Genomic DNA, 16,459 nt, shown 5'->3' with positions numbered 1-16,459 from the left:
GATGCTTTCAAAAGAAAATTGAAAGAGCACGATGCAGCGGCCTGGCCATTATGCAAAGATATCTAGCAACGTTGACCAAAGTGTCCCTCTTGGAGAGGCGACGCGTCAGTGCGTGCGGACACTTGCAAGCAGTAGGGATGGAAGATAACGGACATGGCAAAATCTAAGAGAACTGAAAAGACGGGCACACCTCCCGAGACGCAAGCGGCCAACGCGCAGGTCAACAGGGAAGCAGTTGTTGTCTTACCCATGCATCGCAGCGGCTCAAGCGCGCTTTCGCGCATATTGAGCCTACTAGGCTGCGATTTACCGAAGACCCTGATGCTAGGTAATGAGACTAATCCCACTGGGCATTGGGAATCAGTCGAAATCAGGGCGCTGAACGATGATATTTTGGCATCGGGCGGGTCGCAGTGGCAGGACTGGCAGGCATTCAGCGACAATTGGTATAAAACCCCCAAACCGGCTGAATTTCGAACTCGTGCACTGAAAGTCTTACAGGATGAATTCGGCTCTTCGAGTCTGTTTGTTTTCAAAGATCCTCGGGTTTGTCGTATCTTCCCATTCTGGCGCGATACATTTGCTGCCGCTAAGATTAAACCAAAGATTATTCTAACTGTGCGCCATCCTCAGGAGGTTGCGGCCTCTCTTGAGCGACGCAAAGACAATGGGATACCCATACTTCTTGGCTTGCTACTTTGGCTGCGACACATGCTGGAGGCAGAAGCTGAAACGCGTGGGATGAAGAGGGCTGTTGTCTCGTTTGACAGATTAATGCAAGACCCGCTCGGGATTGCAGAAAGCCTGCAAGACGAACTTGATTTGTTCTGGCCAAGTTTGTCAGAATTACAGGCTGATGCCATCCGCGATTACATAAATCCATCATTGCGCCATCATAATGCCGCTGCGGAATTGAAACTATCGCGAGCACCGGAATTCCGTGAGTGGTTAGATGAGGTCTATGAGATCTTCGTGCGTTGGAGCCGGGAGGGCGAGAAGAGAGTCGATCACCCGTCGTTGGATGCAGTGCGCGCCAAGCTGAACGCTCTCGCTGGGCCGCTACACCAGATGGTCAAGATTGTTACTTCACAGGCAGATGAATTGAAGCAGCAGGTGGCCCAAATAGCCAGCTTGTCTGAAAATAACCGCGAGACCGAAGAAGAGCTAACCAAAGCTCGTGCAGCGCTCGAAGAACAGGATCGAGAAAATACCAGACTAGCACATGAGCTCCCAGCCCGAGACGAGGTCATTGAAGATCTGCAGAGCAAACTTAGCAGCCTGAAAAGCACACTGGAACAGCGCAGCCATGAGGCGGAAGAAATGACCTCCAAAGTCGCGGCGACTCAGGCACAGTTGACCCAAGCGAGCGCAGAAGGTAATCGGCTGCGCTCGGAAAATACCCAACTCGCAAGTGAGCTTGAGTCTCGAGATGCGGTCATCGACGATTTGCAGGGCAAGCTGCATACCCTACGCAGCGAGCTTGAACAGCGAAGCCACGAAGCGGAAGAAACTGCCCAAGCCTTGACAGTAGCTCAGGCACAAATCCGCCAGCTTGAACAGCGCAGTCACGAAACTGAAGAAACCGAAGCCGCGTTGACGGCAGCGCACAGCCAGATAAGCGAACTTGAGCAAGCGAAAAATGCTCTGCAGCAGGCTCTGGCGAAGGCAGAGGATACCCGAAGGGCGAATGTAGGCCAGATCGAAGACCTACAGACTGAGTTGAAGCAAGCTCATCTAACATTGAAAGATCGCGATAATGCGATCACAAAGCTGAACGAGGGAAATGACCGCCTTGATAAGGAGGCGGCAGCGCAAGCCGGTGAGATGGCGCAGATGGCTCAGTTAATCCTAGAAAAGGAAGAGGTGCTCAAACGCCGCAATTCGGACGCTCATCAAGCCCAAGCGGAGGTGACATCGCTGCGGCAAGACTTGGAGCGCGCCAGGAAAGAGCTTGAGGCACGATCTCATGACTTGGCTGCAGCAGAAGGTGAGCGTCAGGCGCTCCTCCGCAGCACTTCTTGGAAATTAACCGCGCCGCTGCGGCGGCTCTCCATGATGTTGAAACGATAGACGCTGGCCGCTGCGACAGGTGGCCCGACAAAGTACATGAACAGGAAAAGTAACATGAGCATTGCCGACGAAATAAAGGCGTCTGGGTTGTTTGACAAGGAATGGTATCTGGCGACTTACCGTGATGTCGCTTTGTCTAAAATTGAGCCGATTTCGCATTTCGTCCGCATAGGCATGAAAATCGGTCGGAACCCAAGCCCGAAATTCGACACGAAACACTACCTCTCGCAAGTAACCGCCAATGAACTGGCGGGCATGTCGCCAATTTTGCATTATTTACGGATCGGACGCGACAAGGGCTTGCTGCCCTGTCCACCTCAGTCTCCTCGGGAATTGGGTTTGCCCAGACATACACAACAGGTGGGCAAGCCATCTGACTTTAGGCCAATAGAAGCCGCGCGTCGACAAGCCGAGATATTTCCCGGGCTTGCCATCGCGATACCGGTTTACAATGCTGCCGACGAGGTGATCCGCTGTCTCGATTCAGTAGTGCAGCATACCCCGGAGGACGTCCGAATAGTCGTGATCGATGACAAGAGTCCTGATCAGAGAATTAGAGAGATCCTCGAGGACTACGGGCGGCGTTTCAAGAACATCGAAGCCTACTATAACAGCAAGAACCGTGGCTTCACTGGGACGATTAACCGAGCTATAGAACTCGCAGCACCCTGTGACGTTATATTTTTGAATTCTGACACGGAGGTCAGCGCAGGCTGGACTCAACGGTTGCGCATAGCAGCGTATTCAGCCCCCAAGGTTGCAACCGTGACGCCGGTTTCAAACAATGCTGGCGCCTTTTCTGTGCCACAGACCGGCGAGAATGAAGTACCAGAGATGGGTTTGGCAGCATTCAGCCGCAGTTTGGCCCGTCAATCTCAGAGAATATATCTTGAAGCGCCGACTGGAAACGGATTCTGCCTCTATGTTCGGAGAGCCTGCATCGACGAGATAGGTCAACTGGATGTCAAAGCGTTTCCGCGTGGGTATGGTGAGGAGAATGACTTCTGCATGCGTGCAGGCCGTGCCGGTTGGACCCATATCATCGATGATGCTACATACGTATTCCACGTCCGGACCGCGAGTTTTGGCGCCTCTAAGACCGAGTTGATCTCTGCAGGACGTGCCGAAGTAGACCGAAGATATCCCGAATATACTGGTTTAGTCCGCGCGTTTGTTAAGTCCCAAGAACTGGCTGAAAACCAACGGCAGGCCGAACGGGCTATCGCCGGATACGATCCAGTGCTGGATGCTGCTGGGCCTCGACTTCTATACGTGTTACCTAAGTTGGGGGCGAAGGGAGGAACGCCGCAGACGAACCGTGATCTGATGCAGCAAGCAAGTGCATTCTGTCAGCCATTTCTACTGCAGAGTGACGGAAGCACGTTGAAATTATTCTTCTTTCACAATGGCGAAAATGTGCTGTTGGAAGAGCATCATCTCAGCGAAACCATTCGCTTCTCGCCGCATCTTTCGGACGAATACGATGCAGTCGTTCTAGATTGGTGTCTGCGATATGGGATCGATCTATTGCATTATCGACATTTGGCGTTTCACAGTACGTCACTAATCGGGCATCTCAAGGCGACAGGTTTTCCGGTTGTCTTTTCCCTACATGATTTTTACATGCTTTGTCCGACCGTAAAGTTGCTCGACAATGAGCGCAAATATTGTGCGGGAAACTGCACGAATTCCGACGGGGATTGCAGCTATGATCTCTGGAAACATGATGGTTTGCCTCCGCTTAAGCATCACGCGATCTATGATTGGCGTGGCCAGACGACCGAAGTGCTATCCCGCTGCGATACCTTGGTGACGACCTCTATCTACGCTCGCGACCTAGTACAATCCATCCTACCAACGGTGAAGAGGAAAGATTTTCGAGTCATTCCTCATGGACGCGATTTCCAACGGATGAGAGCGCCCACTGCGAAATGGGATGGTAAGGGGCCGTTGCGAATCCTTGTACCGGGTGGGATTAATCATGCCAAGGGGGGCGCAGTACTCAAAGCCTTGTCTGAACACTTCGACAAATCGGTAGAGTTTCATCTATTAGGAAATATTTCCAATGCTCTTCTTCCGATGCGCAACCTTGTCAATCACGGCCCATATGATCGGGATAATTTCGTTAGTCGAGTAGAAGATGCGTGTCCCGACATTCATCTTGGGGCAATTTTTTCGATCTGGCCGGAAACCTATTGCCATACGCTTACTGAACTTTGGGCAGCAGGTTTGCCAGTACTCGGAGTGGAGTTAGGGGCAGTGGGTGAACGGATCCAAGAGACTGGCGCTGGTTGGTTGATATCACCGCAACAGGTAATTAAGTCGGCCGCTGAGCTGATTGAACGCATTCTTGTCGATCCTGAGGAGATTCGACATCGGAGTCAATTTGTTGATACTTGGCAGGCGACTATTGGAATAGAGCACAATACCGAGTGGATGGCGGGTGAGTATAAAGGAATTTATTCTGATTGGTTGCCGGCTTTAAAAACAAGGTAAAAAAATAGAGGCTGGCTCAGAGATCATCCGTTGGTTGTGGTCTTTCGAGGAATAGCTGCGCTTTTTTCTTGAGGCTGAGGCCCGGTGGTGATTGCATAGGAAGACTAGCAAGACGTACTGGACAAAAAGATTGAGCCTGCCGAGTTATCGTAGAAACTGTGTGGCTGGATTGGTCGCGAGCCAATATTCAAGGCGGAATGATAACCTTAAAATCACTGTACGCACACCATGCAGCTCTGCATGCTGTAACCGCCCCCTATAATGCTGATAGATGCGCATCGGCAGAAGGGCATCAGGTAAGTCTTAGACAGAAGCCACTCTTAAACCGCAGAATTGGATTGAAACTAGACCTCGGATAGGTATTGATAGCTGAAAGCTAGCCAAAGGATTGAAATAATTGACAATCCGAAACAGCATGCTGAGGCCAGCACTTGGCGCTTGTGGCGCCTCGGCCAAACGAGCAACCAAAAACACCTGTGACAGCAACCAGATCAAAGGTTAGTACCATGAAACTTCCCGATTTCCTCGTCCTAGGTGCCCAAAAAGCAGGGTCGACTTGGATTTATGACTGCCTCAAAGAGCACCCGGAAGTATTCATGCCCGAAGCCGTGGAACTGCTCTACTTCAACAAACCAAATTTTAAAGATGCTGAAATACTGCGCGGCTACGAGCAGCACTTTTCAGATGCTGACACATATAAACGTGTAGGAGAAAAGACTCCTGGCTATTTTTGGACAACAGATCGTGCACGCTCAATATCACAGCCACCGGAGAGCCATAACCCAGATATTCCTGGTGCAGTAAAAAGCATTCTTGGAACAAACGTCGACTTCATTGTCTCATTGAGACATCCTGTTTGGCGTGCAATTTCTGCTTTTGGCCACCATGTCAAACGCAACCGTATCCCAGCAGATCAGGGTCTACGTGCCGCGTCGGAAAGGCTTGGTATCCTCGATATTGGTTTCTATGGATCACATCTTTATCACTGGGTTCAGAAAGTTGGCCTAGAACGTATCGAAGTTCTTATTTTCGAGGATGACATCGCAAAAGATCCATACAACGGATTCAGAAAAATTTGTAGATTTCTAGAAGTGGATGAAAGCTTCACGCCTCAGAGTCTGACAAAGTCATCAAATTCTGGTGTCAAGCGAGCTATGGATTTGGGTAGCATCTCTGTGAAGGGGCACCCGACACCGATTGGGGTTGAAGATATAGAGTTTCTTCTCGATGCCTATGAGCATGATATAGCCTTTCTCAAGGGTATTCTGGGTCGCGATTTACAAAGCTGGGACGAAGAAACGGAAAGATTGCGTCTTTGGTGCCGCGATTCCCGGCAGGCAGAAGCTCGAAGGAATGCAAAAGTTATGAAGCCCCGAGAGCGACGACTTGGCCTCATTGAATATGGCATTGACGCCTCAGAGAGGGCGGTAAACATCATGGGTCCCCGTTTTCAAGGTGAGCCACCACTGCGACTTTCAGACATGGCTATGCATGGTGAATGCTCTATGGGAGCATTCTCCTACTCCGTGTCAGGCGACGCTTATGCAACACACATCGGGAGATATTGCTCAATTGCACGTGGGGTTAACATTGGACAGTTCAATCATACAATGACTTGGCTTTCGACAAGTCCGTTTCAATTTCAGCAGACGTTCAAATTGAAATCCGGTCAATTTTTCCCGTTCAAAAAAGAATACGAAGAGACCTCCCCAGATCCCGCATTATCACGGCAAGCGACACGCGACTTAAGCCGAGTGACCACCATCGGAAATGATGTTTGGATTGGAAACGGAGTTAAAGTGACTGCGGGTGTCACAATCGGTGACGGTGCAGTCATCGGCGCCAACGCTGTGGTAACAAAAGACGTCCCACCCTTTGCAATTGTTGGCGGCGTTCCGGCAAAACTTATCAGATATCGTTTTGATGAAAGTTTACGCAAGAGATTCCTTCGGATTCGGTGGTGGCAATATGCTCCTTGGCAGCTGGAGGGTGTTCCATTTAACAACCCAGGCACGGCGCTTGATGAAATTGAGCGCCGAGTTGCGGAAGAAAATTTAATGCCATATTCCGTCACGAAAGTAGCAATAGATGAGCGAGGTCCGTTCTTTATTTCTACTTGAAATTACCTCCCCCCTGTGGTGAGGTGCGGTTTTCTGGGTCTCGCGCGGATTAAGTCGCACAGAAATAATTCAGCTATAAAAATCGCGCGAACGCCTGCTTCGTTGGCGGGCAATCCCATCGATAATGGGATCTCCATAGATTCAGTTTAAACTATCGGGCTCCGAAGCGAAAGAAGCGACATGCTTAAGACAACAGGCCCATTTCAGGCAAGTGCTCTTAAAAGATGAAATCGCCCGCGTTCAAATCGGCTGTAGCGTTGATTACAAGAGTCAGAACCGAAGCTCCTCCGTGCGTTATCACATCATCAGAGCCAACTGACTATAGTATGTCGTACCAGCTTCGTTGTCGCTTACTCTTTTCCATATTGATATGAGGTTCCCATTGGCAAGCGTCGGTAGTCCCAAGGGACTTTGCGCAGCGCCGTCCTTAGGCTCTATGCGAACATCCTGGCCGACAGGTACATAACGATCAGTCAATGTGGTACTCCTCATCCCCATAATCGGAGTGTCGCCTATGTCTCCATGCACCTTAAAGCGGCATCTCACTTACCGAGGCGACAACATTGAGCACACAGAGCTAGCATCGGCTCATCCGCCCCCGCGTCCAACTCTCCGCACCTTCTGTATCGACAAAAACGCGATAGACAGACGTCGTCCCGGTAATGAACATTCGCCGACCGTCCGGCCCGCCGAAACATAGGTTCGACACGATTTCCGGCACCAATATCTTTCCCAAAAGCGTACCATCGGGGGCAAAGCAATGGACGCCGTCCGCAGCTGAGGACCAGAGGTTGCCGGCCGCATCGCAGCGCATGCCATCGGGCAAGCCTTGGTCGATGGTGGCAAAGACGCCTTCGTCGATTAGCACCCCACCTTCAACCTTGAATTGACGGATTACGGAGGCCACTGAGTCATCGTGGCTGGACCCACTCTCGGCGATGTATAGGATCGTTTCGTCTGGCGAAAAGCACAGACCATTGGGCTGTGTGAAGTCACTGACCGCAATGGTTAGCGCGCCCTCGGGCGACAACCGATACACGTTTTGGGTGGGTTGTACTGGTGTGGCGCGATAGCCCTCGAAATCTGAGATGATGCCGTAGGTCGGGTCAGTGAACCAGATCACACCGTCCGAAGACACCACCACGTCATTCGGGGAGTTCAGGCGTTTACCCTCGAATTGGTCAGCCAAGACTGTGATTGAGCCGTCGTATTCTGTCCGCACCACATCCCGCGCGCCGTGGCGGCAACCGATCAGGCGACCTTGGCGGTCGCGGGTATTGCCATTGTTGAAGCCGGACTCGGCGCGGTAAAGGGATACGCCCGTCGTCTCGGACCACTGCATGATCCGGCGCGAGGGGATGTCGGAAAACAGCAAGACGTCGCGGTCGCCAAACCAGACCGGCCCTTCGGTCCATGTGAAACCTTGGGCAATCCGCTCCAACTGAGAGATAGGGTGCGTCAAAGCGCGAAACCGGTCATCATGGACCTCAAGATGCGGGGGAAGGGTGATCATTGGCGGCTCCTCCGAGTGCTGGCTGCGATGACGATTGCAATGATGATGGTGCCGGTCAGGACGCTCTTGATACCTGCCCCAGCGCCGTAGCTGTTCAGCATGGACACCACGAGGAACATGAACAGCGCTGCGCCGATCACGCCCGGGACGTTTGAATTCCCGCCTGCGATAGATGACCCGCCGATAACGACCACAGCGATTGAGGTCAGCAGGTATTCGGCCCCCATATTGAGCGCGGCACCCCCAGAAAAGCTGGCCAGCAAGTAGCCTGCGAGGGCTGCGAAAACCGAAACGGACAGGTAGGTCGCGGCACGCACAGCCTCGACCGGAATGCCAGCCAAGCGAGCCGCACGGGCGTTCTGACCGGATGCCAGCAGCCATCGGCCCCAGACCGCGCGCTCTAGGGTCACCCAGACGATGACAGCGAGGATCAGTGCGACCCAAGCCACATTCGGCACCCCGACAAAGCGGCCCGTGGCGAAATCGGCAAGACCTTCGGGCGGTTTGATCCGCAGGCCACGATTGGACCAGATGGCGAGCGATTGATAAATCAGCGAGGCCGCAAGAGTTGCGATGATGGGCGGCAAACGCAGCAGCCAGATCAGCAGGAAATTCACGCAGCCGACGCCAAAACCAGTAGCCAAAGCCACAACCAGCCCAAGAAGCGCAGTATTCGGGTCCGAACCCATCGTCTTCAGCGCCAGTGTGCCCGACAGTGTCATGCACGCAGGGATCGACAGATCCACATTACCCGGCCCCAATGTGATGACCAGCATTTGTCCCAGTCCGACGATCGCGGCGAAAGCTCCGAAGGACAAAGCGGCATACGCCAGCTCTCCGGCACCCCGCCCCGAGGTCAACATCAGAGTGATGACAAAGGCCAATCCGGCCGCAGCCCACGCCCAAACCCAAGGTCTCATGGTCATGTTGCAGCCCCCTTGCGCGAAAACAGCAGGCGCGCGGTCAGAACAAGGATCAGGATCGCGCCCTGTGCTCCGATCTGCCAGTCTGGCGACAGCCTGAGAAAGGATAGGAAAGAGGCAGCCAGCGTCAGGGTCAGCGCGCCGATTACAGCACCGACAGGAGATACCTTTCCGCCCGTAAACTCACCGCCCCCAAGGATCACACCCGCAATCGACAAAAGCGTGTAACGCAGCGCGATATTGGCATCCGCAGAGGTCGTCAGTCCGACCAATGCCATTCCTGCTAGAACACCGAACAGCCCTGACAGGCCATAAGCCGTCGCCTTTAACGCGGTCACGTTCCATCCCGCCCGCGCGATGGAGCGCGTGTTACCGCCTATCCCGCGCAGTACCGTGCCGATCTTGGACCGGATCACCAGAATATGGGTCAGCGCGGCGATCAGGATCGCGGCGACTACAGCCATCGGGATCAGTGGTGGCTTGACCGTCATCAAGGCTCGGATCCATCCCGGAGACGCTCCGCCCGGCGTCGGCAGCAGAAACAGCGCCAGCCCGCCCCAGACAAAGGACATCCCGAGCGTCACCACAATCGCGGGGAGTTCCAGCGTATGGATGACGGCACCCATCGCGGCATAGCTCGCGATCAGCGCCAGTAGGATCAACACCCCGATCAGCGGCGCATCGTTCAGCCACGTCGCGGTCACGCACGCGACCAAACTGACAAACGCCCCCAACGACAAGTCGATGTCGTTCACCATGATAATCATCATCTGCGCGATGGTCGCCAGTGCGATCGGCACCGCCAGATTGAACAGCAGATTTAGCCCGAAATAGCTCATGGCGCGTGGCTGCATCCAGAAAGTCAGACACAGCAGCAACGCCAGAGAAATGACGGGCAACAGAATACGGTATCGCGCCAACATCACGACGCCTCCTGCATTTCAAAGGATGCTTCGAGGATCTTTTCTTCAGTGATCTCGTCTCCGGTCAGTTCGGCGCTGATTTCGCCGTTTCGGAAAACGAACACGCGATCGCATTGGCAGACTTCCTCGGTCTCGGTCGAGTACCACAGAAAAGTCCGGCCCTTGGCCGCTTCGGCTCGGACAATGGCGTAGACATCCTGTTTCGTGCCCACATCGACGCCGCGCATGGGGTCGTCCATCACGATAACGGTCGCATCAGAGGCCAAAGCGCGTGCAAAGAGCACCTTTTGCTGGTTGCCGCCAGATAGGGACAAGATCGGATTCGTCAAATCGCTGGTCCGAATACCGATCCGCTTTTTCCAATCCTCGGCCAAGCGTCTCTCGGCCCCTGTATCGACCAAACCACTTTTGGCATCGCGCCCGAGTACCGATACCGACATGTTCCGCAGAATTGACCAGAGCGGCAGCACCCCGTCGCGGGGGCGGTCTCCGGCAACAAACACAGCGCGAATTCCACGCCCTGCCCGCCAATCCGAGGTTTGTGCCAGATAGAGCCGCGCCAAAGCGGCAGCTTGACCGTGTCCTGCCAATCCTGACAATCCCACAATCTCGCCGCGCCGCGCTTCCAGTCCTTCGGCGCGGATCACAACCTCGCCGAGGGCGGCGCGGGTCGTCTCTGTCTGAGGGCCTTCGGCGGCGACATGCCCCATCGCGTCGACCAAACCTTGGCGGTCAAACTCCGCAGCAGGGCGGTCCGCGACGACCAGTCCGTCTTTCAAAACAACGATCCGCGAGGACACATCAAAAATCTCACCCAACATGTGGGAAATAAAGATTACCGCCCCACCAGCAGCACAAAACGCTTTGACATGGGACAGCAGTTGGCGCGCGATTCCTTCGTCCAAGGATGACGTGGGTTCGTCCAAAATAACCAGCCTTGCCACCCCACCACGTGGAGCAAAGCCGATGGCGATCTCGACCATTTGTCGCTCTGCAATCGTCAGCTGATCTACTTCTGTATCGGGGTCAATTCCATGATTGGGGAACACCTGATCAAGGCTTGCCAGAATTTCAGCCCGCGCGGGACCGCGCCAGCCAAAGCCCTTTAGATCGGGATGCGCAATCGACAGGTTCTCGGCCACAGACAAATTGGGACAGAGCGACAGCTCTTGAAATACCGAGCGCACGCCTTCGGTACCGTCCGGGAATGTAACTTCACCCGCAGACGCGGGGAACGTCCCGTTCACCAAGTTCACCAGCGTCGATTTCCCCGCGCCGTTGTGCCCCACAAGCCCGAGGCACTCGCCCGGGGCCACTGACAAGGACACGCCGTTCAGCGCCTTGACCGGGCCAAAGTGTTTTGCCGCGTCGCGCAAGGCCACGACGGGGGTCCGTTCCAAATCTGACATGAATTCTCCGATCGTCCGCGATTGCGGCCCCTGCCCCGCTCGCACGCAGGGCAAGTCACCTCAAGGCGTTTACTTCGCGCCTGCGATCACAGCCTGAGCATCCTCAAGGGTGTAGCTGACATTCGCGACAGACCCTTCGGGCGTGGTTTCCAGCGCACTGTCCAGATCATCTTGGGTGATGGTCAGGAAGGGCACGGTCAGATCCTTGGGCACATCTTCACCAGCCAAAATCTGCTGACCGACCCAAAACGCGAGCGAGGCCACACCCGGGGCGATCGACAGGGACAAAGTCTCGTATCCATTCGCATCCCGCTGCTCAGCCCACCACTTCAGCTCGTCCTGACGATTGCCAAGGATGATGAGCGGCGTGGGGCGGCCCGCGGCGGCAAAGGCTTCGGCTGCGCCGTACCCGTCTCCGCCTTGGGTCACGACACCCACCACTTCGGGGAGGGAGGGCAGAATGCCCGCGACGGCTTTTTGGGCCACATCCTGCGCCCAATCCCCGTGGACAGACCCGACGATCTTGAACTGCGAATGCTTTTCTACGCCCTCGTGGATGCCTTGGCTGATGGCATCATCCGTAGATACGCCCGCAAGTCCGCGGATTTCCAGCAGGTTGCCGCCCTCGGGCAGGCGGGTGGCCAGATAATCCACCTCTTGGCGACCCATCTCAACGAAATCAACTGCGATCCGCCATGCACAAGGCTCTGTCACGATGCTGTCAAAGCTGATGACTTTCACACCCGCGTCGCAGGCTTCTTTGACCGCGCCATTCAGGGCGGTGGGCGACGCAGCGTTCAGCAGAATGGCGTCATAGCCCTGCAAGATCATGTTCTGAATCTGCGCCGCTTGCTCGGTTGTTTGGTTTTCTGACGTGGTAAATGCATCCGCCGCCGCAACCACACCGTCAGCGACTGCTGCCTCTGCCGTCTCTTCGTAGGTTTGCAGCATGGCCTGACGCCACGAATTTCCCGCGTAGTTGTTGGACAAGGCAATACGTTTGTCCGCAGTGGCCGCGCTGTGGCTGTCGGCATGCACAGCACCCGCCATCAGGGCGAGCGTTGCCGCCCCCATCAAAATGGATGTCATAGATTTTCCTCCCTTGCGCCGCAGCGCTCTGTCGGTCCCTGCTGGCGTCTCCCCCGCCTTGTGCCGAAACCTGCCTCAACCCTGCGATTGCGCCCAATAGTTGTAAAGGCAGCCAGCCGCAGAGTTGTTGCGGGAACCCGCAACAGACCTGCGGGTTTGGGTATTTCCTTTTAATCTTTGGCGGCGCACACTTGCGGGATCGCGCAATGCTCTGGGGAGAGATGCCTGCGCGACGGGGGAGACACATGACTTTGCACACCGCGCAAGAAACCAGCTGCGACACCGTTCTGGCGCGCATGTCCGGGCGACTGGCCGACCAGACTGATATCTCAGAGGCGCTGCCGTTGATCAAAGACGATATCGCAGCGGTCATCCCCTTTGTTCATTGTGATGTTTGCCTGTTGGACCGCCCCGGCTGGGTGATCAGTCATGAGGTCGGCATTCGCACACGCTGGTCCCGCGCATCGGGCCGGATAGACCATGCGCCGATCCGCGAGGTGCTGTATGAACAATGCCCCTACATGCTAACCGATGACGCAATCAACGACGCCCGCTTCACCTACCCCGGTGCGGCGTGCGAACCGATCTTGAACCACGGCTTACGCAGCCGCGTTCACGTGCCCTTACGATGCAAGGGCAGGTTGATTGGCTCTTTGAACCTGTCTGACACGAAGGTTGCGCGCTACTCCCTTCAGACTGTGGCACAGGCGCAGCAGATCGCCGACGTTTTGGCCCCATGGTTTCACATCCTGCACCTTGCCGAACAGGCCGAACGCCGGAATCGCACCCCAGCATCTGGCCTTGGTAGCGAAGAAGGGCTGCGCCGCGGCGCGCTCGAATTGACCCAAGCGATGGAGTTGGAGCGACAACGGATCGGGATGGACTTGCATGACCAGACCCTCGCCGATCTGTCTCGGCTCCTGCGAGAAGTGACCGCTGAAACGCCCCTGCCTCGCGAGGCCCTCGCCGATCATTTACGAGAGACGATCACGGGCCTGCGGCGGATCATCGACATGGCGGTGCCGACCTTGCTCGACCTCTTCGGCTTCACCCATGCAGTGCGAGTGCATCTGGAGCGCGCTTGTCACGAGGACAGTACGATTCTCGACGTACAGGACCTGACCCATGGGCTGCCCGATACTCTTGGCCCCACCGTCAGAAGTGCCCTCTTTCACATTACCCAAGAGGCAATCAACAACGCAACGCGCCATGCTGGCGCAAGCCGGATCACGGTGCGCATCAACCAACCCACCCAGGCGACCTTGGCTATTACCGTATCCGACAATGGCTGCGGCATTCCCGCTGCGCCTTCGCGTCAGTCCGGGCTGCTGCACATGCGGACCCGTGCGCGCCTGATCTCGGCCGATCTGGAAATTCTGCCGGACCAAGGCACCACTGTCCGCGCGACCTTGCGCATCCCCACGCGCTCCCAAGAGCCAAAGGATAGACGATGAAAGTTCTCCTCGTCGAAGATGACCAGTTTCACGCTTCCTATATGGAGGATGTTTTGGTCGAGTCCCTGCCCGAGGTCACCCAGATATTTCACGCGGTAAACGGGCTAGAGGCTGAACGCGAGGCCCGCGTCATGGCGATTGACGCCGTGGTGATGGACTTGCGCATGTCACAACGCAACGGGATAGAGGCAGCGCAAACCCTTTGGCAAGAGCGCGCAGACACCCGCATCCTGTTCTGGTCGAACTACGCGGACGAAGCCTACCTGCGCGGGATCAGCGCCATCGTCCCCGAGGACAGCGCCTATGGTTATCTGCTAAAAACGGCGCCCCGCGACCGCTTGAAATTAGCCCTGCGCGCTGTGCTGGTCGAAGGTCAGATCATGGTGGACCGCGAAATTCACCGTCTGCAGCGCCGCACAGCATCGCCGCGGAATACACTCGATGACAGCGAATTTGCCGTGCTGGTGGATTTGGGGCTTGGCCTGCAAGATCGCATGATCGCAGAGCGGCGCGGGATGTCTTTGCGAACCGTGCAAAACCGGCTCCTGTCGCTCTATGACAAGCTTGGGGTCGAAGACGCGACGGACGGCGACACCCCGATCAATAAACGAGTCCGCGCTTTAAACCGTGCTTTGGTGACACGGACCTTGAACGTCGAGACGCTCGAAACCGCAGAGCGCGATTTCGAGCAGTGGCAAGCGGGACGGGCTTAGGACCGCAACACGTCGAGCATCGCCTGAAGGATCACATGGGCCGATGCCGCCCCCGGATCAACATGACCGACCGAGCGCTCCCCCAACTTCTTTGACCGCCCACGGCGACTTTCCATATCGCGCGTCGCTTCGACACCCAAACGCGCCCCTTCAGCCGCTGCGGCCAGCACGACAATTGCATCCCCAGAGAAGGCGGCCTCCCGGGCCGCCGTTGCGGCAGGGTGCCAGGCATCAATCATGGTTTTGTCACCGACACTCGCGCCGCCACGGCTAAGGATCCCGTCAAGCATCCCGCCGACCCATGCCGACATCGCCTCTGCGTTCAGGTTCAAGCGATCCGCAACCGCCCGCCCCGCACTGGTGAAAGCGCCTGCATAGAGCGGACCCGAGGACGCGCCGACGGCATCCAGAAATGCTTTGGCCGCCTTTTCACAAGTCTCTGTGATGGTGTCACTTTCAGGGGCCGCTTCGAGCGCTTTAGCCACTGCGTTCCAGCCAATACTCATGGTGACACCATGATCGCCGTCGCCAATAACTCCGTCGAGTTCGGACAGATAGTCCCTGTCCCGTGCAATCGCGGCACCGGCGGCCAGCATCATAGCTCTGAACATAGCGGGCGTGATCGCGCCATCGGTCGCCAGCGCAGAACGGTCGACGCCATTGCCCTTAGACGTTTGCACATAGTCACGCTTTGTCAGCATCGCGCCAGCGATCGGTTCGGGCGCAGACCCGACCATCAAAGCAGGAGTCCGGCACGGATGTGCAAGGAACTGCTTCAACTCATCATCCAGCTTTATCAGCGTGATCGACGCTCCGGCCATCTCCATCGAAGTACAGTATTCGCCAACCCACGTTTGCCAAACCTCGACCCCGCGCGACCCGAGAATTTGTGCGACGCGGCGATTGATCAGATAAAGCTCCATCAACCCAGTCGCCCCTAGCCCGTTCACTAGTACGCCCACCTCGGCGCCAGCATCCAGAGCCATTTCATCCAAAATCAGCCCCATCATCTCGTCCGTGACGGCATCCGCGCTCGCGACTTTAGTACGGCGCATGCCGGGTTCTCCATGCAGTCCCATCCCGATTTCCATCTCGTCGGATCCAATCTCGAAGTTTGGCTTTAAGGTTTGCGGCATAGAGCAGGCTGACAGAGCCACGCCCATTGAAAGCGTGTTGCGGTTGGCTTTCTGTGCGGCCGCTTCGACCTGATCCAGTGATAGCCCCATATCCGCAGCAGCCCCAGCGACCTTGAACACAAAGAAGTCGCCCGCTATCCCGCGCCTCTCTTCTGCACGGTCCTTCGGCGCACTGGCCACATCGTCAATTACCGCGACGGAACGGGCGTCTATCCCGATTGCCGCGCATTCTTCGGCGGCCATGTCGAAGTTCAAGACATCTCCAGTGTAATTCCCATAGAGCAGGACCACACCCGCGCCGCCATCTACAGCCATCGCAGCCTCTTTGATGTGCTCTGGCGAGGGCGAAGCAAAGACATTCCCGACCGCTGCTGCATCCGCCAACCCGCGGCCCACATATCCTGCAAAGGCTGGTTCATGCCCTGACCCACCGCCAATCACGATCCCAACCTTGCCGTCCCGCGGACCATCCACGGCGACAACAGCGCGGCCCGTTGCACCTTCGAGTTTGACTATGTTGGGATGGGCGTAGATCATGCCTTCGATCATCTCAGGAATGATCGCCTCGGGCGCATTCATCAGCTTCTTGGTGTAGGTGTCGGTCATGGGTGCC

Annotated in this window: 11 protein-coding genes; 5 read left to right on the top strand and 6 right to left on the bottom strand. The window is 55.9% G+C overall.

From position 1 onward, the window contains the following. Positions 1 to 153 precede the first annotated feature (153 nt). The 3 genes from BM225_RS17085 to BM225_RS22330 all read left to right on the top strand — a co-directional run bounded on the left by BM225_RS17085 (position 154) and on the right by BM225_RS22330 (position 6,686). Positions 154 to 2,070, top strand: a complete 1,917-nt coding sequence (locus tag BM225_RS17085; protein WP_092465038.1) for a hypothetical protein — start codon at positions 154 to 156, stop codon at positions 2,068 to 2,070. Between the two features lie 54 nt (positions 2,071 to 2,124). Beyond that, complete coding sequence (locus tag BM225_RS17080; RefSeq protein ID WP_177218649.1) at positions 2,125 to 4,566, top strand: glycosyltransferase; 2,442 nt, start codon at positions 2,125 to 2,127, stop codon at positions 4,564 to 4,566. Between the two features lie 506 nt (positions 4,567 to 5,072). Beyond that, the gene (locus BM225_RS22330) at positions 5,073 to 6,686 is read left to right on the top strand and encodes a sulfotransferase domain-containing protein (RefSeq protein ID WP_092465036.1); all 1,614 of its coding nucleotides are present in this window, start codon (positions 5,073 to 5,075) and stop codon (positions 6,684 to 6,686) included. Between the two features lie 577 nt (positions 6,687 to 7,263). On the opposite strand, the gene BM225_RS17070 is transcribed toward BM225_RS22330, so the two are convergent. The 5 genes from BM225_RS17070 to BM225_RS17050 form a co-directional block, all read right to left on the bottom strand. Next, positions 7,264 to 8,199: an SMP-30/gluconolactonase/LRE family protein gene (locus BM225_RS17070; protein WP_092465035.1), complete on the bottom strand. Its 936-nt coding sequence runs from the start codon at positions 8,197 to 8,199 to the stop codon at positions 7,264 to 7,266. Continuing rightward, on the bottom strand, positions 8,196 to 9,125 hold the full coding sequence (locus tag BM225_RS17065; protein ID WP_092465034.1) for an ABC transporter permease: 930 nt from the start codon (positions 9,123 to 9,125) through the stop codon (positions 8,196 to 8,198). The genes BM225_RS17070 and BM225_RS17065 overlap by 4 nt, the downstream gene beginning before the upstream one ends. After that, positions 9,122 to 10,045: an ABC transporter permease gene (locus BM225_RS17060; RefSeq protein ID WP_092465033.1), complete on the bottom strand. Its 924-nt coding sequence runs from the start codon at positions 10,043 to 10,045 to the stop codon at positions 9,122 to 9,124. Before BM225_RS17060 ends, BM225_RS17065 begins: the two co-directional genes overlap by 4 nt. Further along, complete coding sequence (locus tag BM225_RS17055; RefSeq protein ID WP_092465032.1) at positions 10,045 to 11,454, bottom strand: sugar ABC transporter ATP-binding protein; 1,410 nt, start codon at positions 11,452 to 11,454, stop codon at positions 10,045 to 10,047. Before BM225_RS17055 ends, BM225_RS17060 begins: the two co-directional genes overlap by 1 nt. A gap of 69 nt (positions 11,455 to 11,523) precedes the next feature. Continuing rightward, positions 11,524 to 12,543, bottom strand: a complete 1,020-nt coding sequence (locus BM225_RS17050) for an ABC transporter substrate-binding protein (RefSeq protein WP_092465031.1) — start codon at positions 12,541 to 12,543, stop codon at positions 11,524 to 11,526. 245 nt (positions 12,544 to 12,788) lie between these two features. Here BM225_RS17050 and BM225_RS17045 point away from each other — a divergent pair, with 245 nt between their 5' ends. Together BM225_RS17045 and BM225_RS17040 are read left to right on the top strand one after the other, a co-directional pair. Next, complete coding sequence (locus BM225_RS17045) at positions 12,789 to 13,997, top strand: GAF domain-containing sensor histidine kinase (RefSeq protein WP_092465030.1); 1,209 nt, start codon at positions 12,789 to 12,791, stop codon at positions 13,995 to 13,997. Then, complete coding sequence (locus BM225_RS17040; protein WP_092465029.1) at positions 13,994 to 14,710, top strand: response regulator transcription factor; 717 nt, start codon at positions 13,994 to 13,996, stop codon at positions 14,708 to 14,710. Before BM225_RS17045 ends, BM225_RS17040 begins: the two co-directional genes overlap by 4 nt. On the opposite strand, the gene dhaL is transcribed toward BM225_RS17040, so the two are convergent. Then, positions 14,707 to 16,452: a dihydroxyacetone kinase subunit DhaL gene (gene dhaL, locus BM225_RS17035; RefSeq protein ID WP_092465028.1), complete on the bottom strand. Its 1,746-nt coding sequence runs from the start codon at positions 16,450 to 16,452 to the stop codon at positions 14,707 to 14,709. The two genes, BM225_RS17040 and dhaL, sit on opposite strands and share 4 nt — an antisense overlap. Positions 16,453 to 16,459: the final 7 nt, after the last annotated feature.

Source organism: Donghicola eburneus (assembly GCF_900115865.1).
Taxonomy (GTDB): Bacteria; Pseudomonadota; Alphaproteobacteria; order Rhodobacterales; family Rhodobacteraceae; genus Donghicola; species Donghicola eburneus.
Note: the sequence above shows the minus strand (reverse complement) of the source record. Positions and strands in the feature narration are given on the sequence as shown.